The 22,021-nt window shown below is 38.2% G+C and carries 21 protein-coding genes; 1 reads left to right on the top strand and 20 read right to left on the bottom strand.

What is annotated here, in order from left to right:
- Positions 1–17: 17 nt before the first annotated feature.
- The 17 genes from pcrB to U1I11_RS13110 form a co-directional block, all read right to left on the bottom strand.
- On the bottom strand, positions 18–707 hold the full coding sequence (pcrB, locus tag U1I11_RS13190) for a heptaprenylglyceryl phosphate synthase (protein WP_322906592.1): 690 nt from the start codon (positions 705–707) through the stop codon (positions 18–20).
- A gap of 374 nt (positions 708–1,081) precedes the next feature.
- On the bottom strand, positions 1,082–2,506 hold the full coding sequence (locus tag U1I11_RS13185; protein ID WP_322906591.1) for an undecaprenyl-phosphate glucose phosphotransferase: 1,425 nt from the start codon (positions 2,504–2,506) through the stop codon (positions 1,082–1,084).
- The gene (locus U1I11_RS13180) at positions 2,503–3,408 is read right to left on the bottom strand and encodes a glycosyltransferase family 2 protein (protein ID WP_322906590.1); all 906 of its coding nucleotides are present in this window, start codon (positions 3,406–3,408) and stop codon (positions 2,503–2,505) included. Before U1I11_RS13180 ends, U1I11_RS13185 begins: the two co-directional genes overlap by 4 nt.
- A 213-nt stretch (positions 3,409–3,621) precedes the next feature.
- On the bottom strand, positions 3,622–4,578 hold the full coding sequence (locus tag U1I11_RS13175) for a glycosyltransferase family 2 protein (RefSeq protein ID WP_322906613.1): 957 nt from the start codon (positions 4,576–4,578) through the stop codon (positions 3,622–3,624).
- A 307-nt stretch (positions 4,579–4,885) separates the two neighbouring features.
- Positions 4,886–5,983, bottom strand: a complete 1,098-nt coding sequence (locus U1I11_RS13170; protein ID WP_322906589.1) for a DegT/DnrJ/EryC1/StrS family aminotransferase — start codon at positions 5,981–5,983, stop codon at positions 4,886–4,888.
- A 173-nt stretch (positions 5,984–6,156) separates the two neighbouring features.
- Entirely contained in the window at positions 6,157–6,576 is a 420-nt protein-coding gene (locus U1I11_RS13165) for a sugar 3,4-ketoisomerase (RefSeq protein WP_322906588.1), read from the bottom strand.
- A gap of 370 nt (positions 6,577–6,946) precedes the next feature.
- Positions 6,947–7,816 (bottom strand): dTDP-4-dehydrorhamnose reductase, encoded by an 870-nt coding sequence (gene rfbD / locus U1I11_RS13160; RefSeq protein WP_322906587.1) that lies wholly within the window; start codon positions 7,814–7,816, stop codon positions 6,947–6,949.
- A complete protein-coding gene (rfbB, locus tag U1I11_RS13155; RefSeq protein ID WP_322906586.1) occupies positions 7,816–8,835 on the bottom strand; it encodes a dTDP-glucose 4,6-dehydratase in 1,020 nt (339 codons plus the stop codon). Before rfbB ends, rfbD begins: the two co-directional genes overlap by 1 nt.
- 69 nt (positions 8,836–8,904) lie before the next feature.
- Positions 8,905–9,447, bottom strand: coding sequence for a dTDP-4-dehydrorhamnose 3,5-epimerase (rfbC, locus tag U1I11_RS13150; RefSeq protein ID WP_322906585.1), 543 nt, complete (start codon positions 9,445–9,447; stop codon positions 8,905–8,907).
- Between the two features lie 9 nt (positions 9,448–9,456).
- On the bottom strand, positions 9,457–10,200 hold the full coding sequence (locus tag U1I11_RS13145; protein WP_322906584.1) for a sugar phosphate nucleotidyltransferase: 744 nt from the start codon (positions 10,198–10,200) through the stop codon (positions 9,457–9,459).
- 24 nt (positions 10,201–10,224) lie between these two features.
- Complete coding sequence (locus U1I11_RS13140; protein ID WP_322906583.1) at positions 10,225–11,007, bottom strand: glycosyltransferase family 2 protein; 783 nt, start codon at positions 11,005–11,007, stop codon at positions 10,225–10,227.
- 19 nt (positions 11,008–11,026) lie between these two features.
- A complete protein-coding gene (locus U1I11_RS13135; protein WP_322906582.1) occupies positions 11,027–11,842 on the bottom strand; it encodes a sugar phosphate isomerase/epimerase family protein in 816 nt (271 codons plus the stop codon).
- Positions 11,839–12,612 carry an NAD-dependent epimerase/dehydratase family protein gene (locus tag U1I11_RS13130; protein WP_322906581.1) on the bottom strand — a complete coding sequence of 258 codons (774 nt, stop codon included), beginning with the start codon at positions 12,610–12,612 and terminating at the stop codon, positions 11,839–11,841. The genes U1I11_RS13135 and U1I11_RS13130 overlap by 4 nt, the downstream gene beginning before the upstream one ends.
- Positions 12,613–12,626: 14 nt before the next feature.
- Positions 12,627–13,598, bottom strand: a complete 972-nt coding sequence (locus U1I11_RS13125; RefSeq protein ID WP_322906580.1) for a glycosyltransferase — start codon at positions 13,596–13,598, stop codon at positions 12,627–12,629.
- Positions 13,595–14,716 carry an FAD-dependent oxidoreductase gene (locus U1I11_RS13120; protein ID WP_322906579.1) on the bottom strand — a complete coding sequence of 374 codons (1,122 nt, stop codon included), beginning with the start codon at positions 14,714–14,716 and terminating at the stop codon, positions 13,595–13,597. The genes U1I11_RS13125 and U1I11_RS13120 overlap by 4 nt, the downstream gene beginning before the upstream one ends.
- An 18-nt stretch (positions 14,717–14,734) precedes the next feature.
- Positions 14,735–15,085, bottom strand: a complete 351-nt coding sequence (locus tag U1I11_RS13115; protein ID WP_322906578.1) for an EamA family transporter — start codon at positions 15,083–15,085, stop codon at positions 14,735–14,737.
- A 40-nt stretch (positions 15,086–15,125) separates the two neighbouring features.
- Positions 15,126–17,069 (bottom strand): DUF6020 family protein, encoded by a 1,944-nt coding sequence (locus U1I11_RS13110; RefSeq protein ID WP_322906577.1) that lies wholly within the window; start codon positions 17,067–17,069, stop codon positions 15,126–15,128.
- Positions 17,070–17,716: 647 nt separating this feature from the next.
- Here U1I11_RS13110 and U1I11_RS21665 point away from each other — a divergent pair.
- Complete coding sequence (locus U1I11_RS21665; RefSeq protein WP_416235619.1) at positions 17,717–18,139, top strand: transposase; 423 nt, start codon at positions 17,717–17,719, stop codon at positions 18,137–18,139.
- A 22-nt stretch (positions 18,140–18,161) separates the two neighbouring features.
- On the opposite strand, the gene U1I11_RS13105 is transcribed toward U1I11_RS21665, so the two are convergent.
- The 3 genes from U1I11_RS13105 to U1I11_RS13095 form a co-directional block, all read right to left on the bottom strand.
- Positions 18,162–18,347 (bottom strand): hypothetical protein, encoded by a 186-nt coding sequence (locus U1I11_RS13105; protein ID WP_322906576.1) that lies wholly within the window; start codon positions 18,345–18,347, stop codon positions 18,162–18,164.
- 157 nt (positions 18,348–18,504) lie between these two features.
- On the bottom strand, positions 18,505–19,725 hold the full coding sequence (locus U1I11_RS13100) for a glycosyltransferase family 4 protein (RefSeq protein WP_322906575.1): 1,221 nt from the start codon (positions 19,723–19,725) through the stop codon (positions 18,505–18,507).
- Between the two features lie 44 nt (positions 19,726–19,769).
- The gene (locus U1I11_RS13095) at positions 19,770–22,019 is read right to left on the bottom strand and encodes an HAD-IA family hydrolase (protein WP_322906574.1); all 2,250 of its coding nucleotides are present in this window, start codon (positions 22,017–22,019) and stop codon (positions 19,770–19,772) included.
- Positions 22,020–22,021: the final 2 nt, after the last annotated feature.

Below are 22,021 nucleotides of genomic sequence, written 5' to 3'. Positions count from 1 at the left end.
ATCAAGCAACCACTAACTCAACCTTTCACCGCAGCTACGGTAGCTAACGCTTGCTGCAAATCGCCATACACACCATTGCCAACAATAATCGTATCGCAATATGATGCCGCCTGCCGTGCCGTATTCGCATCCACAATACCGCCGCCGTAAAATATACGCGCCTCACGGGTCGCTCTGCGAACGTCTGCCACCAGCTCCATATCGCCAAAACGACCACTATATTCGATATACACGATCGGCAGACGCAATAAACGTTCTGCTGCTTGCGCATAAGCAGACGCACGATCCGCTTCCAGCGCTGTATGCGCTCCTGTCAATCGTGCGACAGTACAATCTGCATGCAATACGATATAACCTTCCGGCACGATCAACTCCCACGGAATGAGATGACTGTACTGCTCAATCGCCAGCACATGCTGACCGATCATCCAGCGGCTGTCATCCGTATTGAGCACAAGCGGAATCATATACAGATCAAAACCAGGCACAACCGCTTCCAGATCGGATACTTCCAGCACACAAGGCAACGCATAGCGGCGTACACGCGACATCAAGTCTACCGTATTGTCGTATGTTACGCCAGACGAGCCACCGATCATAATCGCATCGGTTCCGGACATGCAAATTTGCTCCAGATCGTCATCCGACAACAACCGATCCGGGTCTAGTTTAAATACGTGGCGCCACGCGTTTATTTCGTCTCTCAATAGTATTCCTCCGTCTTTTACATTACCTTAAAATTAAGTCTATGATAGCCTGTGTACAGTGTCAACAATCTGTTCGTATATTATGCGAACATAATAATACGCGATGATGGATACGCCATAAGCGACGGCAAGTCAGCCCCTGCCAACTGGAACTATCATTCATTAACATCATTAGCTGAATGGTCATGCTTGACCTTATTTAATTAAAACCGATACACTTTAACCTTGCAGCCTTCAACTAAACATCATCATCCTAGATTAGATACAAGGCAGCAATTCATTCATCATCTGTGCACAGTTCGTGCCCGGCTGCTTGCTTATCCAAAAAAAAATGCCCTACTTAAGCAAGCAGGGCATCCACATATGCTGAACGATCAATAAGCATTTTTATTCACAAATCCATTGCGAATCGTTTTAAAAATAATCTTAATATCAAACAGCAACGACCAGTTCTCGATATAAAAAATATCGTGATTGATCCGGTCTTCGATCGATGTGTCTCCGCGCAGACCATTGCTTTGTGCCCAACCGGTAATGCCTGGACGCACATGATGTTTGACCATATATTTTGGAACTTCCTCACGAAATTGCTCCACATAATACGGACGCTCCGGACGTGGGCCGACTACACTCATATCTCCAATTAACACATTAAAAAACTGTGGCAGCTCATCCAGACTCGTACGGCGGATAAACGAGCCAAATGCCGTTTTGCGTGGATCATTTGCTGTTGTCCAGCCTGTATCGAGCTGTCCTTCGGGAATGACCCGCATCGAGCGGAATTTAAACATCATAAATGGGCGCCGATTCAATCCAACGCGCTCTTGCTTAAAAATAATCGGCCCTGGCGACGTCAACTTCACACCAATCGCCACGATCAGCATGAGCGGCGATGTGATCGCAATCGCCACCAGCGAAAAAGCAATATCAAACGTACGTTTGAAAATACGATTCGCAGCAATATCAAGCGGAATATCGCGCACATTGATCATCGGCATCCCCGCAAAATTATCAAAGTACGGACGCGCTGGCAAATAATCGAAAAAGTCGGGAATGATCAGTGTACGCACGCCCGCTTTTTCACATTCGGCAATAATCCACGGATATTTGTCATGCGCATCAAGCGGCAATGCCAAAATAACTTCGTCAATCATCATCGACTGCAATTTCTGTCCAAGTTGATCTATTTTACCGAGCACCGGCTTGTATTGATGCTGCTCCGTCTGGTCAAATTCCCGATAATCATCGAGAAAACCGACAATTTCATAACCCATTTCCGGATATTGCATCAAATTATCGTAAAACCGTTTGCCAAGCGAACCCGCACCGAGAATGAGCACAAATTGTTTATTAAACCCTTTGCGGCGTGCACGCTTAAGTCCTAATTTGATTACATAACGATACGCCATAATAAACAACAGATTCAAAATCATAAATGCGAGCAAATAGTACCGCGAAATATTAACTTCTTTGAAAAAGAACAATGCGCCCAGCAATACAAAAATACTGACCGCATGCGTCTGCGAAATTTTCAGCAATTCATCGGCAAAACGCTTTTTACGTTTTGGTGAATACAGACTGCTCATCGTGCCGATTAAAATCGCAATGACCGCATAGACTAAGCTCCACATCCAGTACGTTTGAACCGGCAAAGCGCCGTATCCCTCAGGGGAATTATCATATGGGAAAATATCAAATTGAAACTTCAGCAACCAAGCTGCCCAAAAGGATATTTGAATCATCGAAAAATCCGCCAAAATATACAAACGGGTCAAAAAGTGCTGATTTTTGCGGATCACGAATGAACGCTCCTTTCCGTCTCGGCTGCCGGCACTTTAGCCGGGCGCAATAGTTTATTTTGAATGAGCGATAAAGCAAGTTTTACGCCAATTCCCGCATACACGGCTCCATTTGTAATAAATGAATACCGTTTACGATAATGCTTGCGATGAAATAGCCACATCGCTCGGTGAAACTCATAGATGATTTTGAATGGTTTGCGACGACTGCTTGCGCCTTTGTAATGCACGATGAACGTATCGCCACGATAATGAATTTCCCAGCCCGCTTCCTTAATGCGGTAACACCAGTCAATATCTTCACCGTACATAAAAAACTCCTCATCCAGCCCGCCAATTTGCGCGATCACTTCACGGCGCACTAACATAAACGCACCGACAAGCGAATCAACTTCATAACACTGATCCGGACTTAAATAACCAAGCTGATACCCGTTAAATTTCGGATTGTTCGGAAACCATTTGGACAGCCCAAACGCATAATAAAATGACGCTGACGGTGTCGGAAAGCCACGCTTACATGCTTTATCAAGCGTTCCATCCGGCAACACAATTTTACAACCCGCTGCCCCGGCACGCGGATGACTGTCCATAAAAGACACCATCGTCTCCAGTGTGTCCGGTTGTACGATGGTGTCGGAATTAAGCAATAATGTATATCGCCCACACGCAACTTTCATGCCAATATTGTTACCTTTGGCAAAGCCGCCATTGTCCGGGTTGGCGATAAATACGGCATTCGGGTACGTCGCCGGAATACGCACGGTCGAATCGTCAGTAGAACGGTTGTCCACGACGATAATTTCATACGCATACTTCGTTTGCGAACGATACACCGAAGCGATGCAATCGAGTGTAAGCTGGCATGTATTGTAATTTAAAATTAAAACACTAACATCCATAGTAACGCTCCTGCCTTAAAATATAAACATCGAGTCAAATGACGTTTGCTTTTATTTATTCTACAGGCATTATAGCATACAACATAGCGCTAGAGTTGATTTCAAAATAACGTAATCAGAAATTTTCTGAATATAATCATGTAACAATATCTATATCTAAAAGTATGTTCCACTTTAAGCGTTGACTTGCCCTATAGCGATAGGACGACCGACCTAAATATAACCGCTCATAATCAAAAATCGAAACAACAGATTTTCCGGTAATGATTGACGATACAAACGACACACTCGCAAATAACGCCAGCGATCCCTCCATGCTGGTCTCGGTTGAATAAATGCATCCAACTGAAACTTCATTTCTGCATCGCTCATTCGACTACCATATATGCGTTTAAACTCATTTGCCTGCTTTACGAGCAGTTTCTGATGCTTATGCTTCCGATAGCTATTCCACTTTTTCTTTATTTTGGCGCTCAGCGTAGCTTCACCACCGACGGCATTACGACCATGCTGCCGATAAAAAATCGAAGGTTCCTCATCAAAATACACCCTCCCTAAGCTGGACACGACCAAATATACCCACCAGTCATGCATTTGGATACGCTGCAAATCCGTATCTGCCCCTTCATCTAGCAACAATTCCAACGTACGACGATTGAATGACATCGTAGCGCCGACTGCGATATTTTGAATGAGTGCATTGTAAAAAGAAGGTTGTTTCGCAAGCGGGCCCGGCCAAATCGCTGTCGGTTGTAATTGTTGATCTGTCAATTGGGTCGCTGTACAGAGCATAGCAGGCAATGGTAGCGACGCGGTGCCGCTTAATTCCAATTCGGCAAGCTTTTGCACAGCTTTGTTTGCTTTATGTGGCATCCATACATCGTCCTGATCACAAAAGCAAAAATATTCCGCTTCACGATTGGCAGCTTGCAGCAACGTCCAAAAGCTTTGCACGACCCCTACATTTTCCCCTTCAATCAACTGAATTTGCTCGGGATAGGTAGCAATATACTGACGGATGATCGCTACTGTATGATCGCTTGATCCATCGTCGCGAATCAAGATTTGAATAGGGGCATATTGTTGTTCCATAATACTGTCCAACTGTTCACTTATGTATGCTGCTCCATTATAGGTAGATAACAAAACTAGTAATGTATCGGTATGCATCATATAACTCCGTTCATTTAATTTGCAAACTAGACACTTCTTATCTTAATGCGTATCATGTCCTATTTCATATCACACATTGTATCATTATTAACAAAAATCTTTAACCTGCTCATTCATACTCCATTGTAGCAAAAAGAAATGGTCGCTAATAGCCAAAACAATCGTATTTTAATTCAATATACTTCTATGAAAATATGATCTAAAAAAGCATCCCTATGTAAAAATAGAGGATGCTTGGCAAATAAAATGTGTATATATTATTAGCTACGATTTGTCGTATTCGTAAAATTTCCTAATCAAAAATTCAATCAATCGTATATTTGTTAATCGTTTCCACCACTTGAACTACTTCTGCTTGTAGCATTACAGGACTTATTGGAATACTCACAATATGATTATGAATCTGTTCCGAAATAGGGTAGTTATGTTCACGCCATTCACTATACGCTGCTTGTTTATGCGGAGGTATAGGATAATGGATAATCACTTGAACTCCATTGTCCTTCATATACTGCATAAAATGTTCGCGATCTTGCACTAATACTACAAATAAATGCCAAACATGCGACTCCGCTTGCGCTTCAACTCGTGGCAATGTTACATGCTCGTTCGAAATATAATCCTTATAATAATAGGCAATTTGTCTACGATATTCATTATCCGCATCCAAATATTTCAACTTTTCATTAAGAATTGGAGCCTGTAGCTCATCTAATCTGCTATTATAGCCTTTGTATATATTTTCATATTTTTTATGGGAACCGTAATTTCGAAGTGCTATCAATTTCGTATATAACTGTTCGTCATTTGTCGTAATCGCTCCGGCATCTCCTAAAGCGCCTAGATTTTTGGTAGGATAAAAACTAAATGCCCCTGCATCACCCAAATTACCTGCTCTTTGCCCATCATAAATTGCACCGTGTGATTGCGCACAATCCTCAATAATTTTCAAATTATATTTAGAAGCCAACTCACGTATCGGCTTCATATTACAAATTTGTCCATACAGATGAACAACCATAATAGCTTTCGTATGCAGCGTTATTTTTTCTTCGATTTTACTTGGATCAATATTATAGGAATGTAACTCAGGCTCTACTAATATTGGGGTTGCGCCATTTGCAGAAATGGAAAGTATCGATGCGATATACGTATTAGAAGCAACAATCACTTCATCGCCTGAACTAATACCATATGCACAAAGTATCAGTTCTAACGCATCCAAACCGTTCGCTGTTCCTACACAATATTTTGTACCACAATATTGTGCAAATGCGTCTTCAAACTTTTTTACTTGTTCACCAAGCACATACCAACCAGAATGCAATACTTGCTGCACACTCTCTTGGATCGACTGTTCAAAACGTAAGTTTATTTTTTTTAGATCAAGAAATTGAATCATCCATACACCTATTCTCTATAGTTTATTAAAGTTGCGTCGTTTGATTGATCGATTCAAATTCATATCAAGCAAACAGGTATATTTTATATTTTTCATGATGTTGCTAATGCAAGTATAGCCATTAGCATATATGATATTTTATCGGACATAACATGCAAAATGTATAGAGAATACTACGAATATACTTTGATAAACTCATCATAATCTCGAATATAATCCTCTGCTTGATACAGCTCAGAAGCCAGTACCAATAAAACACAATCTGCCGAGAAATCATACATCTCATGCCAATCGTTTGGTGCTAACAATAATGCTTTTGTAGGTGAATCCAGCTCGACTTCTTGTGTTCTTTTCGTATTATCCAAATGGACTTTACACTTGCCTGAAACGCTAATTAATATTTGCCTTGTTTTATAATGAGCATGAAATCCTCTCCGTATACCTTCAGCAGTGCCATAAATATAAAATACACGCTTAATCGGAAAAGGAACGATATCCATTTCTTGCAAAACAGCCAGACTTCCGCGTTGATCGCCCAATTGTTTAATTTCAATAAGATGACTATCGAAATTGATTACCGAATCATTTTCCATATGCCCCTCCAACACATTCATTTATTTTTCATAAAATAGATCACTATTTAGATTATTTTAGCATCGATAAAATGTAATAATCATCCTATTAATTAAATATATTACAAAAAAATAAATATAAAACCAAAAATAAAAAATTTTTCATCTTCATTAGATCGTAGTTTATTACACTGTTATTACTTATTGCATGCTTAAAGTTAGCATAATTTGAGTAAATATGCACGATACGTCGTTAAAACAATGACTTCCATCTATCTTCATAAAAAAGAGGAGTATGATCCATAATATGATCACACTCCTGCTTTCATGTACAACTATTGTGTCTACCTTACACTGCAAAACGGATTGTACGATTGAATGTTCAGGAGAATTATAGCGCTTTTTTATACTCTTGCAAAAATGCAGTCAGTCCTTCCCGCCAATCACGAATATCTTCAAACCCGTTCGTACGGATCGATAAATGTTCCATCACCGAATTTGCCGGGCGTGGTGCCGGACGCGGGAAATCAGCCGTAGTACAAGGCTCCAACTTAGCTATAATATCGATGCCAACAATTTGCTGTGCCTGGCTAAAAATCTCGTCAGTAAACTCATACCATGTACAAGCCCCACTATTCGAAGCATGATAAATGCCATACTTTTCGGTCAGCATCAATTCGGATATAAACTCCGCCAGATCGACCGTATACGTAGGCGAGCCTTTCTGATCATGCACCACTTTCAGCTCCGGCTTCTCCTGACCAAGCTTCAACATCGTTTTCACAAAATTGTTGCCATGCAGCCCATACACCCAAGACGTGCGCACGATAAAATAACGACTGCACAATGTCTGGGTCAGCACCTCCCCAGCACGTTTGGACTTGCCATAAACGCCTTGTGGGTCGGTATTATCATACTCATGATAAGGTGCTGTGCCCTGTCCATCAAATACGTAATCCGTACTAATGTACACGACCTTCGCGCCTACCGCTTCAGCCGCAACCGCAATATTACGGCTGCCTGCCGCATTAACAACATAAGCGCCATCCACGTCCGTTTCCGCCGCATCGACAGCTGTGTAGGCAGCGCAATGCACGATCACTTCCGGCTCAAATGTACGCACCGTCTGCTGACATTGCTGCAAATCGGTAATGTCCAATTGACTGCGATCGCAGCCCATCACGGTATGACCTTTACGCTGAAGCAAAGAGACCATATCGATCCCTAGTTGCCCTGAAGCACCCGTTACGAGAACCTTCATTATTTCTCACCTAGACGGCTGCCATACTGCTGCTGGTAATACTCCTGATAGGCGCCAGATGCAATACGTGTCCACCATTCTTTATTGTCAAGATACCATTGAATCGTCGCTTTAATACCGGATTCAAAATTGTATTGTGGCTTCCAGCCCAGTTCGGTCATCGTTTTGGTTGGGTCAATACCATAGCGGCGGTCATGCCCTGGACGATCTTCCACATATTTGATCAGCGATTCCGGTTTGCCGAGCTGCTCTAAAATCGTTTTGACGATATGAATATTGGTACGTTCATTGTTGCCGCCGATGTTGTACACTTCACCATTTTTGCCGTTATGGATTACAAGATCGATCGCACTGCAATGGTCTTCCACATACAGCCAATCGCGAATATTCAACCCATCGCCATATACCGGCAATGCTTCATCAGCGAGTGCACGGGAGATGATAAGCGGAATTAGCTTTTCCGGGAATTGGAATGGACCATAGTTGTTGGAACAACGCGTAATATTGACCGGCAAGCCAAATGTTTCATGGTAAGCGCGCACGAGCAGATCGCCACCAGCTTTGCTTGCAGAATACGGGCTGTTTGGTGTGAGTGGTGTTTCTTCTGTAAACAGACCGGTTTCACCGAGCGTACCGTACACTTCATCGGTTGAAACTTGTACAAATTTGGTGATGTTATGCTTTTTCGCCACATCCAACAATACTTGCGTACCGAGCACATTCGTTTTTACAAACACATCCGGCTCCAAAATGCTACGGTCGACATGCGATTCGGCGGCAAAGTTGACGATCACATCAACGCCTTGTGCTACCAGCTCATCCATTTTGGCATTATCACCGATATCCGCCTTCACAAATGTGTGATTCGGATTGCCTTCGATCGCTTTCAGATTTTCCAGATTACCTGCATAGGTTAAACAATCGACGTTAATAATGTGGTATTCCGGATGCTCACGCAACATATACAGTACAAAGTTACTGCCAATAAAGCCGACACCACCGGTAACGAGTAGTTTCATATCGTTCACTCCTTTAAAATAAACAAGATCCAGCCGTTGCTGAATCTCGTTTGAATATCATATTGGCTGTTAGTTAAATTCCGCTTGTTTAAAAAATGGATGCTTTTGATCTTTATCTGATAAAATGGGATCGTCTACTGGCCAATCTATATTTAACTCCGTATCATTCCAGCGTATGCCACGATCATACTCAGGTGAGTAATATTGATCCACTTTGTACAACACTTGCGTATGAGGAACCAATGTACAAAAACCATGAGCAAACCCATGCGGAATATACAATTGCCGTTGATTATGCTGGCTCAAAATAAAGCTTTGCCATTGACCAAAAGTAGGCGAATCGGGGCGAATATCAACGATCACGTCATAAATAGCGCCCGCAATGACACGTACCAGCTTAGCCTGAGCCTTAGGATGAAGTTGATAATGAAGTCCCCGTAATACGCCATGCTCTACAGACAGAGATTGATTATCTTGCACAAAAGAATGCTTGATTCCAAACTCATTCAACATGTGCTCATTATAGCTTTCCATAAAATAACCCCTAGAATCTCCATGCATAATAGGGGTTAATAATTTTGCGCCTTCCAATTTTAACGATGTTGCTTTCATTGTCTCCTCCTACAGTTTCAGCTTACCAAATTGTTCACCATACAGTGTATGTTGTGCCAGTTCATTAGCTTTAGCCAATGAAGCATGTGTACCCGCATCTGTCCACCAGCCTGTGAGAATGTCAAAAGACAGCTGACTACGTTGAATGTACATATTATTTACATCTGTAATTTCCAATTCTCCACGTCCGGATGGAGTCAATGTTTTGATCATATCAAACACTTGGCTATCAAACATATAGATACCTGTCACAGCATAGTCGCTTTTAGGTTGCTGCGGTTTCTCATCAATCGAAATAATACGGTCTTGATCCAGCTCTGCTACTCCGTAACGCTGTGGGTCTTCCACCTGTTGTAACAAAAGCTTTGCACCTACAGACTGGTTATTAAAATTTTGCACGAATGGTGTAATATCATCCTCAAATACATTATCACCGAGAATAACAACCATTTGATCTCCATTTACAAAGTGCTCTGCCAGATCAAGTGCTTCTGCAATGCCTCCGGCTTCGTCTTGCACCTTATATGTAAAGGTAATACCCATTTCCTTTCCACTTCCAAGCAAATTGACGACATCGCCCATATGCTCTTTTCCGGTAACAATCAATATGTCATAAATTCCAGCTTGCTTCAGCTTGAAGATCGGATGAAAAATCATAGGATATTTGCCCACCGGAAGCAGATGCTTGTTTGTTACCTTAGTCAAAGGATAGAGACGAGTACCCGTTCCACCAGCTAAAATAATCCCTTTCATACTTTCAAACCTCCAGTGCTATATTTATTTTGGGTCATATTTTTTCAATGCCAAATTCAAGAGTATTTGCATTAATAAAAGATTACCTCTCAAAGGACTGATTTTAGTTGGCACTTTACCAATAGGATATGATCTTTTTACAGGTATCTCTTTCACTTTATAACCTAATCTTGGTGCCTTGACTGATAAATATGCGAGTAACTCATAAGTATCAAATTGTTTTCTAAATGGTTGTAACCGTTCATCCTGTAACAAACGGATGGAATGTGCGCGAAATCCATTGGTAGTATCTGTGTATCGAAATCCAGCTAACATTGATATGACTGGAGCATGAATTAATTTAATCGCAATTTTTCGAATAAGTGGTGTATTTACTTCTTCTCCTCCAGGCACATAGCGCGAACCTTGTACGAAATCAAAGCCTTCTTCCAATTTTATAATAAATTCGAGTATAGCTTCCACACTATCTTTGTTATTTCCGTCAACAGTAATAATTCCTTTATACCCTTGGTTGATTGCATAAGCAAACCCCATACGAAGTTGGGCACTTAATTTTCCAATATCTTGTTTAGTCAACAACGTTCTGACATTCATTTGACGCAAAAAATCATCATTAAGTGAGCCATCAGTACTGCCACCATCCAAAATAATAATATCTGCTTTTCCAGCAAGATTGGGCATACGACTTAGCTGCTTTTTGATTTTTTCGCCTTCGTTAATTACAGGAATACACAAGCAAAATTTGCTTCTTTTCTCAAAAAATTCTTTTTCTGTAAATCGAGGCACTTCCCAATTGTTATTCATCATGAATCAAAAACTCTCCGCTCTATTTATAAATTTGAGTTACAAACTCGATGGCTTTTTGTACACTAGTTACGTCAGAATCCAATAAACAATTTTTCATTTCGATGGATATCCAGCCTGCATAGTCTATATTGCGAAGAGCATCAGCAATAGCTGCATGATTCGTATCGCGAGACCCGATCAATTCAAGAAAAGGCTCACTAACATGAAAATGCGCCAAATGTTGTGCGGACTTTTCCAGACAGTGCTGATAATTTTCATTGTTCAGTGTCATTACAGCTGCATCCAAATGCAGTTTGAATCCCGGATGATTAACAGCTTCAATAACCGCAATAGCTTCATCCGTATTTGTCACAAAATCGCAACCATACTCTTTAGCATTAGGCTCTATACAAAACAGCACCTGATGTTCTGCAGCTTTTTTACCAAGTTGCTCAAAAAATGGAACAGCAATTTCCAATTGTTCTTCCCATGATAAATTTCCTACCAATCGATTTTTAGGTGAGCCAAAAACAAGAATTTTCGTCCCCAAATTTTCAGCGATTTCAATCATTTTGAATAGATAACTTTTCAGCTTTTCTCTAGCTAATGAATCTTGAAACAGAACCAGACCGCTTTGTCCAAATAATAACGATTGCATTGCAACCAGTTCAATGCCTGCAGCAGACCACTTTTCTCGGTATGCAATCGCTTGCTCGCGAGTTGCACTTAACGGAGCATCCCAAATTTTAGTAGGTGCTACTTCTATCCCATACATATGATATTGCTTTAAAATATGAAGCACGGCGGTATCGTCTTCAATATTCCACGCAATATTCGAAATCGATGTTTTTATCATTGTTCACTCTTTTGTTGCTGAATAAACTCGGCTATTTCTTCCAGAATTTGATTTTTTGTTTTAAAATACCCATCTTTTCCGCCGAATATTTCCGCATGCTCACTTAACATATTATATATAACCGCTGGTTTTTCCGTGACATTGGAGAAATTCATTTGCAATGCATGATTAGCAATTTCAGCTGCACTAACAGGATGAGTCGAAAAGTTAACGATTTTCAATTGCTGTTGTTGCGCTGTTTGAATGTCTGCCCACAAATTGCGCATATTATAAAACTGGAAACCACTATCTTTATGAGTAAGATCAAACCGATTATCATGAATCAAGTCATAAATGAAATTCTTCTTCAGGCCTTCTCCAAATAATCCAGGCAAACGTACAATAAGCACATCTGCAAAATTCTGTTGCACAAACTGTTCCAGATAAAAACGATGTCTACCATAAGGATCAGTCTCTTCAGGATGAATCGTAGTCTTCTCGCTCACTTCTATAGGTTTTTGATATACGTCAACTGTAGAAATCAAAACAAATTGCTGGGCATTGACTTTTTTCAAACTTTCCATCAGCACTTGTAAATTAGCCAGGTCTGCTTCAGGTTCCTGATTTGCTTTCCACTTTACCGCTGGGGCTGCTGCACATACAACGAGTTCATAACTTTTACCGGAAATGTCATCAATATTTTTAGAATTATACAAATCATCAAATGCGGTTTGTCTTAATAACGTATTACCTACATAACCGCTATAACCAAGAAGTGCTGTTTTTCCCACTATTCATTCCTCCATTAACCGGATATCTGTTTCGTATCTTGTACTGTCGGTGCTGCTGTTCTTTTTTCTTTGTACGTTTCAATAGAAGAAGCACTGTAAAACGGCCTGTTTTGTATTTCGATCAATATTCTCGCAATATATTCTCCCAAAACACCTGTAATGAAAAACAACCCTGCAAAACCAAGTGAGATCAAAATCATTAATGTCGTCCAACCTTGCACTACATACTTATTAAAGAAGTAATTGTATAAGGCATAACTGCCCATAAAAACAGAAAATAAAAAGAAGCCGATCGATAAATAGTGTGATAATTTTAAACCAGCGTTAGAAAAAGATACAAGTGCATCGATAGCTAGTGAAAAATTTTCACGATTCATTTTTTTATTGGAAATGATTTTCGACGGTTCGTACTTTAATAATATTTTGGAATATCCAGTAAACTCATACAGCGCTTTACGATACCGTACTTTCTCTTTTAGATTGAGCATAGCGTTCAAAGCTCGACGGCTAACAAGCCTAATATTTTCGGTAGACAAAGACAATTTCAAATAAGACATGGAATTCAACATTTTATAAAAAACTCTCGATTTCCATGATGTTTTTCCACTTGTAGCTGCTACAATATCGTAACCTTTGCCGGTAGCCGTTTTGAACATGTTATAAAGCACATCAAACGGATAATCAACATCCACAGATTCGATCTCAAACACAAAATCACCGATGGATTTATTCAAGCCAGCCATCATACCTGATTCAATACCGTGTTTTCGAGATAAATTGATAATAGTAATATCGCCATACATTTGCTTGATCGCCTCACGCGCTTTTTCAACAGTTCTATCACTGCTTGAGTCATTAACAATAATCAATTCATAATTTTTGAAATAGGAACTGATTGCCTGTTCCATTTTAAGCATAGTATCAAAAATAGTGTCTTCATTATTATAAGCATACATAACCACCGATACAAAAACAGGCTCTTTCACAGCACTTCCTCCAAATCGTAGATCGTATTAAATTTACCTGAAAATACCGAAGTGAACATAGGATTATCCGAGAATGTCTTGATAACTGTCGGTCGTGAATCATCCAACTCTGAAGCGCTCACCAGAGCTTTGACGGCAAATAGAGACTTCTGATAGGTCACTTGAATGTCAGGGATCAAATACTTTTTGGCTAATTGATTCATGCGAATCCATGCGCTGTTTGGTTGAGCAAAACAATGGTTACAATTCATTAACTGAACAGAAGTACATGCTGGATTGTATTGCTGACACGAAAATTCCGGAAGCTCATTCAGAGAAGCTTCATGCGGGGTGTGCACTACTGAAGTTAAAGAATGATAGCCGCTATCTCCGAAAGGCATCAAGGAAAAGAATGGTCCATCCATTACCGTAATACCTACGTTTTTAATATTATTGGATACATGAGTCATAATTACTTCGCAAATTTCATATTTGGTTTTAAATAACTCCATATCAAATTTAGCAATAATTTGATTAATGCTGGCATAGGTTGCATTTAAGACTTTTGGAGCCATCATTTTGGAATCATCTTCAAAATACAATTCAAATTGATCTTCCTTTATTGCTGTATGCTTCAACTGCTTTTCGTAAAAAATATGAACATTTTTGAATTGAGCAAGCTCGTTTTTGTACCATTCTCTTATTATATTTGCATCATACGTATACTCTAGGCTTGCAAAAGTAGCCTCCACCATACCATAGTTGAAATATTTGCGATTTGCTACTTCTGATGCAGGAATATTAACATATTCACAAAATTTCAAAAACTGATCTGCATTCGTTAATGAATCCTGTGCAGAAATAGCATATATTTTCAAAAAACGATCATTAATAGCGAATTTAAAATCTCGCACAAAGCGTTCGTAATAATGAGCCGACTTTTCCGCTGTTGACACACTTCTCGGGTAATGATAACCATTATGCACACGAGCTTGATTAATAAAGCTTGCTCTTTGCAAAGCAGCAGAATCAAACTCAATTACTGCAACATTTGTATCTTTTTTAGCCAGCAAATGCGCAGCGTATAGACCATAAATACCGGCTCCAAAGATAACGTAATCAAACTTCAAAATATTCATTTCCCCTTTTAAATATGGTTATTGAAAAATGATAACAGTTCCTGCAATCAACAAAATTATACCAATTAATTTAAACCACGTGATAGGTTCATTGAAAAAAATGATCGATACAGCAACTACTCCAATGATTGTCAACGCCTGCGAAACAGGAGAAATCTTACTCAATTCTCCTTTAGACAATGCAAAGATGTATATGATAAAACTCATGCCGTATGCAAAAGCGCCAATCCAAATATAAAAAGAAGTAACTACTCTAAACAACGTATCCAAATCGATTCGACTCATATCAATTTTGCTTATGCCGGCTTTTAAAATCAATTGAGCTCCAACATTAAAAAGCATGGCTAACAATAACAGTATAATTAACATCCAAAAACTCCTTAATCAAGATCATTGAAGCTAAAGTATATTATTCCTTAGTTTGAACTTTACTTTTCAAAGCGTATAAAAATAAAATAGGCGCAATCAGAAATATACTATACAAATATCTTGTATCTGGAGATTGGATAGTCAGTGATAGCCCCCCAATAATTGCAATGCCAGGCACGATTAATACTACTGCTTTCCAGCCATTTTTTAAAACAGATATCCAACAAAAAATCAGACAAAGGTACGAATAAAAGGCAGGTCGTACAAACATCCAACTAATTTTATCGTTGGCAATAAGTTCTTTCCATTCTTTTTCAATAAAAGTTTTCAAGCCAGGTAAAATATAATTCGATTTTAGTCCCAAATTATTTTCTAATACAAAGCCTATATCACCAACATACATTGAATCTGCAGGAGCACGTTGTATTTTCCATATGATTGAAGTTTGCTTTGACCATATTTTTAAAATTTCCAGCGGATGTTTTTCTAATTGTTCCACCCAAATTAACAAAAACCCCCTTTTATTTTGTTCAAAATTATTCGGATTGAAATTATTTTGTACTGCGGTGAATGGAATATTTAAATTCATATCTACTCTAGCAGGAGTTACGATATCACCATTAAATATTTGACTTAACACATTGCGTTGCTCGCGTTTAAATTGATCGGGAGACTCAAGGTAAAGTTGTTTCACTTGCTGTATAGGCAAAGTATATGCCATCCATGAAGGTTTGGGAGCGACTTCAAGAATCTGTTTTGCTGCAAAATTCAAACCGAAAATAGCAAAAATTGAAATAAGACCTATTATAATTATTTTCTTACGTTGTTCTTTTAATAAACATGCAATAATAACCATCGAACCTGCAATTACGAAAATGCCTTCATGTTTCAACAAACCGATGCATATCGCTAAAGTTATAAATATAGCCTGGTTCTTTTTAAATGTTATCCATGTAAAATCTTCAATAACTAATATCAAAACAAATATAAACATTAATACACTTAAAGCATAAGGTACATCTTTCCATAATGTATTAACCATCAACAAGTTTAAAGGCGAGATTGCATATACAATAGCAATACATAGAGTAATACGAGTTGAAATACCCATTTTATTAAATTTACATAATATTATTGAAATACATGCCGCAAAAATTAAAACTTGAAACAAACTTACTGCTCCCGGAGAATTCCATAATGATGTGAGTAATGCAACATATAAAGTACTATATATTGGATGATGGTCGGTGAATTGCCAAGATGTTTTTTGGCTCCACTGTACTACAGAATCAGGAGACATATTGCCAGGGAACATAGCCAGATAAGAAATAAAATAAACAATGAATATAACAAAAAAATATATCAAAAACCATTTTTTGTTATTTCGAACTATATTGTAATGATTGTAATGTAAAATCCCGAAAAAAATAGATAATGCAATACCACTAGCCAAAAGAAATATACATGTCACTGTAAGTAATCCAATGAAATTAAATTGTGGTTTGAAATTTAAATCTGTGTTCATAGAACCTGTTATAGCTGAATACAAATCGTAATCATTTTTTTGATTATCTACCGAAACTTCTACTTTTCCAGACCATGGATGCTTTAAAAATTGAATATCAATATGATTTCCTTGCAATGTTAAACTTGTTGAGGCGGGTTGCGGGGATAAACCACTATAGGAAACTAACTTCCCGTTTTTAATTTCCCATTTTTTATTATTAAAGTTCAATGAGGCAAGATTTAATGGCTGGCCATCAGCACTAATTTCTGTTATCCATACTTCTGTTCCGTTAGAGTCTGCTGATTTCTCTCCTGTAGCCGTAATCGTAATTTGATGGGAACTAGCTGCCCACAAACTACTGCTATTAAATAAGGTAATAATATAAGCAATAGCAAGCAAAACGAACAAAACATTTCTCTTTTTAGTATCAAGCGACTTTAAATGATTCAGTAATCTTTTAAATATCAAGCTGCGCATACTACGGCTCCTTCCAATGAGCATAATAAAAAACTTATAATATAGATTGGAGACATGCTAGTTATTACTTTTTTACTATAAATAACTGTACTTGCCCAAAATTAGTTCCATGAAATGTAAATAGAGACACACTTGACCCTATGCGTAAAATAGAGGTACCACCAAGCATAGGAGAACAAGATATGTCTCATAAGTCTACCTACTTTAACAAAAGAAAACCCTTGAAACAATCACTGGCACGAGTGGAAGCTTCCGCTTTATTTCTCCAAACCTGCCTTTCACCATATCAAACATTTCGTGGATAGAATGCGTTCCAATGGATATACGGGAACTTTAACGGATATTTACCGATTCTCTTTGCTGCACTGTGTTGTGCGTTTCGTAGCCATGGAAGCGTGATTGATGGGATACATGGCTACCGCCTGCAGAAAAAGCACAACATGATTGAATATATCTTCAACCAAGCTCAGCGCAGGCCGACACTAGAGCAAATTAAAACACGGCTCAGAGTCGCATAGGAATACTGTCAAGTTTTTAACTTACAAATATTTGAAGCGATTGTTAGCAAGTACAGTATATAAGATAAAAAGCCGCACCTAAAACTATAAAAACCAGCATTCTTGACAGCATCCTGCTATGCTGAAGGTATGAATAATCGATACGAAATCCGAGATGACCAATGGGAATCCATCCGCCACCTTTTACCTGCTGAACGAAAACCACAAGGAGGACGCACCCCAAAAGATAACCGAATGATTGTGAATGCGATGATGATCTGGATCGCCCGATCCGGTGCCCCCTGGCGAGACCTTACCGCCTCGGCTGGCTCGTGGAAAACGGTATACACACGTTTTCGGCGCTGGCAACTGGCGGGGATTTGGGATACCGTTTTGAAGGAAGTCTCCATGCAACCCGATGATGAACACGTGATGATCGATGCGACTCTCGGCCGCTTCCACCAAGCCATCGGACGCTCCCGTAGGGGAATCACCACTACAATTAATTCATGCGGTAGTCGATGGTCTGGACTATCCCCTTCGGTATGCGCCGACGAGCGGGCAATGTTATGAAAGTCGCATCGGCTATGACTTGCTACAATCGTTGGAACTGTAAGGAACGTATGTCATTGCGAATCGTGCGTAGGACACGAATCGTCTGCTTCAACTCCTGGAAGAACAGCAGACGTATGCCGTGATTGCTAGCCGCGCCCATCGCACTACGCAGCGAAGCTGGGATCGCTGGCGATACAAAGAACGCCAGTTGGTAGAGGTTTTGCAAACTGAAAACTTACCGTCGCTTAGCCACACGATAGTACAAGCTAGCGTGTACATTTGAAGCCTTTTTGAAGCTGGCTTCTATTTTATTATGGCTTCATTAGGTTTGAAGACACGCCAGCTTATATATAGACGCATTTGCCTCTTACTTTAAAATATATTCATTTTCGGTTATTTTTAATAATTCGATAATGATAATACATTTTCTTCGAAAATTTAAACAGTTTAGGATAATTCGTTTTAAGTTTATCTTTTAAAATCATAATTTTTCTATTATCCCGTTTGCTCAAAAACATGTTTTTATAATTTTCGGCTATAATATACCAATTAAACAAAAACTCACTTTTAAGCTTAAGCTCCTGAGAACTTAATGAGTCTTGACGACTATTGATTTGCTGTAATGTTTTTTCAAACATCTGACTAGCTTGCTCCCAACTAGGCCATTTTTCAGCTGTAGACAATGCCTGTTGCTTAAATGCGTTTAATTTTTCGGTATCTTTAAACATATTTATAGCACGTATTACTTGATCGTCTTTATCTTTTGGTACGACAACTCCATTTTCATTGTTAACGATATATTCATCGTGTCCAGTGACATCATAGGTAATACTCGTTCCACCACAGTGAAACATCTCTAATGGTGGACCAAACATGCCCTCCACATAACTTAACTTCACGACTACATCACAAGATCTATAAATTTCCGGTGTTTCAAATATTGGAACTCTTGAGAAAATTTTGTCCACGCCTGGGTAAAAATTAATATCGCTAGAAGTAAGCAGCCATATTTCATCTGCATCTGACTGCTTACACAGCTCTATCGTTTTTGGTACATTTTTGAAACCTACATCAACTGGACCTTCTACAAGTATACGCAGTTTATTTTCTTTACGCTCAGCATGCATTTTACCTGTAACTTTATATATGTCTTTGCGAATACCATTAGGCACTAAATAAGCTTGTTGATTAAAATGCTCATACAAATACTCCTTAATCCAATTAGCCTCAGTAATCATATAAAGTGGAAGTGTGTAGGTAGAATCTACAAGTTGTCGTAGAGGTTTTTCTGAATCATTATAAAAACGTGATTCAATTGACTGGATAAAATAAACATACTTGGAGGCTTTAATTCGATGTAATTCAAAGACTGTACGCCACCATGTTGCTATACAAATATCAAATCTGATGTCTGAAATACTACTATAGGTTTCCCAATTCAATGCTTTGGATTCAGGATGCCACTGTAAACGTTCTTTATTAACTTCTTCTTCTGTAACAATCGTTACTTTAACACCATTATTCATCATTCTTATAGCATGTTCAAAAATAACATACGTACCGCCGCTAATATCTGCAGAACCTAATAAAAATACAATATTCATTTTAACAACACCTTTAAATGACATTTTAATTAGAATGCGTTGTTTTAATCTTTGGATGGTAACCTATTTTCAAAATTTTTGATAATCTTATCACGATCATCAATCATTTTAGTCATTGCCTGAATAGCCTCATCACGATCATCGATCATCTTGGTCATCGCTTTGATGGCTTCATCGCGCTCCGTAATCATTTCTAATAAATGCTTGATTTCATCATTTTTTTCATTCAGTATCTTTTTAAATTTGCTCTCTTTTTTCTCATTATGGTTGTCATTATTCTGAGTGTTATTTTTAAAAATTTTAGCGAATTTATACCGACCATACAATGGAATTAAATAACCTAATCCTGCATTTTGAAGAGTAGTTGGCCCCCAAAAACCCTGACTCAGAATCCGATGTGGATTTTTGGCTAATTTCAAAGAATTGACCATCGTTTTAGTTAAACTAAACTTTGATTTATTGCTAAACGTCGAGTACTCGAAAACCCCAAAATTTTCGTAGTGGTAAAGCTTACTAAAGAAATCAATTTCTTTTTTAGTTGGGAATAAAGTCATACGTGCATGTACTTTCGCAAAGTCAGCTAAATACTCATCTAGCTTAACATCCTTTCTACAAAAAATGTCGCAAATTTCATTAAACACAATTAAAATTTCTTTTTGCAGCGGCTGTATGATATTTGAGAATATTTCCTGCTCTTTTTCTGTTTGAAAAGTTTCAACTTCTATCTTATCATCTTTTTTCACATAACGATTCGCACTTCCATGCGAGGCTCCCAATATAACTTCATATAATGCTCTATTCTCATTAAACACATCATAAAATGGCGATCTATAAGGTATTGAAGAAAAAAGCAATCCTCTTTTCATATTAGCAGTATGCATATTACCTGGAGCAATCAACCCTAAATAATATCCCTCTATTTTCTTATTTCTGAAAATTTCGTAAATATTATCTTGAATCGTGCCTTTCCAACCTACATCAACCACATGGATTGTATCGGTATTTTCTGCATTGCATTGATCAAAATACTCTTTAAAGTAATGGTTTTGCTCTATTCTATTACTTTCAAAAATTTCAATAAAAATAGAATTGTTTTTCAAATTTTCAAATGCAGAGCTTTGAGGGAAATTATCTATTTTCTGATGAATATCCATGTTCAGATCAATTGATAGTTGTTTTATGTCTTTTTCGGACATATTTAAACTAGACAAAAATTCATAGATTGACAAATGAATATATTGTCTAAATAATCTTTGGAAATCTTCTTCTTGCAAAGATTTTAGACTGGGTAAAAATGTCGCCTTTCTAGATACTTTCATATAATGTGCATTAATATGTTGAACCTTTTTGTATCCTTCTTTTTGTTGATATATCTCAAAAAGTTGCAACAAAAATTCACCTTCTCTGGAGAAAAAGAATACATCTTTCACATTTCTCATTACTAGTTCTTTATGCAAACTGTAAAGATAATAGAAAAGTGAGAAGGCGATTTCCAAAAACGTGCTTTTTCTGGCAGTTTTGGCAGCAAGCGAATGTATAGCTTGCTTATAATATTGACTGCTGCTGACAGTATTTATAAACTCCTTATAAAATGCATGTTGCTCCTCACGATCCAAATGATAAGCTGCCATGCCTAAAGAAGATGGCATATCATAATCAGAATGTAGATTATCTCCGATCATAATAATATCTTTTGTGTTTAAATCTTGTTCGTCTAAAATATATTTATATAAACGGCCACTTCTTTTAGTCAGCAAATACTCGCTTGAAACATAATAATAATCAATAAATTGGTCAATATTATGTTTTACAAAAAGCTCGGTAATCATTTCTTTATTCAGATAAAAATCAGATACACAATAAATTTCAAGACCAAGATGCTTTAATTCCTTTACAGCTTCAATCCAATCCTTATCTATAATTTGCACAGAAAGCTCTGTTTCTATTTCTATCTGGCTTGCTTTTTGGCAAAACTCATCTTTTGTTACACTTTTAGTCAATTTCCCATCCTCAATAAGTTTGTCATACAGACTCATGAGTAGACTTTTGTAATTGAACTCAGAATCCATTCCATTATCTGTATTTACCTGACATAAGTGAGCTTCCAAAACATTTCTATATCTATATAATTCAATATAGCTAATAAATTCTTCGAATTGAACGCTAACTCGCTTAGCCCATATTTTTTTCACATACTCCGGTTCTACTTCTCTTGCAACAATGGTATCAAATATATCGAAAAATACTTTTTTCCTACCTGACTCCAATATTTTACTCACTACATTTCTCATCATGC

This window comes from Paenibacillus campi (assembly GCF_034659835.1).
Taxonomy (GTDB): domain Bacteria; phylum Bacillota; class Bacilli; order Paenibacillales; family Paenibacillaceae; genus Saccharibacillus; species Saccharibacillus campi.
Note: the sequence above shows the minus strand (reverse complement) of the source record. Positions and strands in the feature narration are given on the sequence as shown.

Excerpts from the sequence above, each read along its gene's own strand:
- U1I11_RS13180 (WP_322906590.1), bottom strand. The coding sequence starts at position 3,408 with ATGGATGTTAGTGTTTTAATTTTAAATTACAATACATGCCAGCTTACA.
- U1I11_RS13120 (WP_322906579.1), bottom strand. The coding sequence starts at position 14,716 with ATGAATATTTTGAAGTTTGATTACGTTATCTTTGGAGCCGGTATTTAT.
- U1I11_RS21665 (WP_416235619.1), top strand. The coding sequence starts at position 17,717 with ATGAATAATCGATACGAAATCCGAGATGACCAATGGGAATCCATCCGC.
- U1I11_RS13110 (WP_322906577.1), bottom strand. The coding sequence starts at position 17,069 with ATGCGCAGCTTGATATTTAAAAGATTACTGAATCATTTAAAGTCGCTT.
- U1I11_RS13170 (WP_322906589.1), bottom strand. The coding sequence starts at position 5,983 with ATGATTCAATTTCTTGATCTAAAAAAAATAAACTTACGTTTTGAACAG.
- U1I11_RS13095 (WP_322906574.1), bottom strand. The coding sequence starts at position 22,019 with ATGATGAGAAATGTAGTGAGTAAAATATTGGAGTCAGGTAGGAAAAAA.
- rfbC (WP_322906585.1), bottom strand. The coding sequence starts at position 9,447 with ATGAAAGCAACATCGTTAAAATTGGAAGGCGCAAAATTATTAACCCCT.
- U1I11_RS13115 (WP_322906578.1), bottom strand. The coding sequence starts at position 15,085 with ATGTTAATTATACTGTTATTGTTAGCCATGCTTTTTAATGTTGGAGCT.
- U1I11_RS13135 (WP_322906582.1), bottom strand. The coding sequence starts at position 11,842 with ATGATAAAAACATCGATTTCGAATATTGCGTGGAATATTGAAGACGAT.
- U1I11_RS13165 (WP_322906588.1), bottom strand. The coding sequence starts at position 6,576 with ATGGAAAATGATTCGGTAATCAATTTCGATAGTCATCTTATTGAAATT.
- U1I11_RS13145 (WP_322906584.1), bottom strand. The coding sequence starts at position 10,200 with ATGAAAGGGATTATTTTAGCTGGTGGAACGGGTACTCGTCTCTATCCT.
- rfbD (WP_322906587.1), bottom strand. The coding sequence starts at position 7,816 with ATGAAGGTTCTCGTAACGGGTGCTTCAGGGCAACTAGGGATCGATATG.
- U1I11_RS13140 (WP_322906583.1), bottom strand. The coding sequence starts at position 11,007 with ATGATGAATAACAATTGGGAAGTGCCTCGATTTACAGAAAAAGAATTT.
- U1I11_RS13100 (WP_322906575.1), bottom strand. The coding sequence starts at position 19,725 with ATGAATATTGTATTTTTATTAGGTTCTGCAGATATTAGCGGCGGTACG.
- U1I11_RS13175 (WP_322906613.1), bottom strand. The coding sequence starts at position 4,578 with ATGCATACCGATACATTACTAGTTTTGTTATCTACCTATAATGGAGCA.
- rfbB (WP_322906586.1), bottom strand. The coding sequence starts at position 8,835 with ATGAAACTACTCGTTACCGGTGGTGTCGGCTTTATTGGCAGTAACTTT.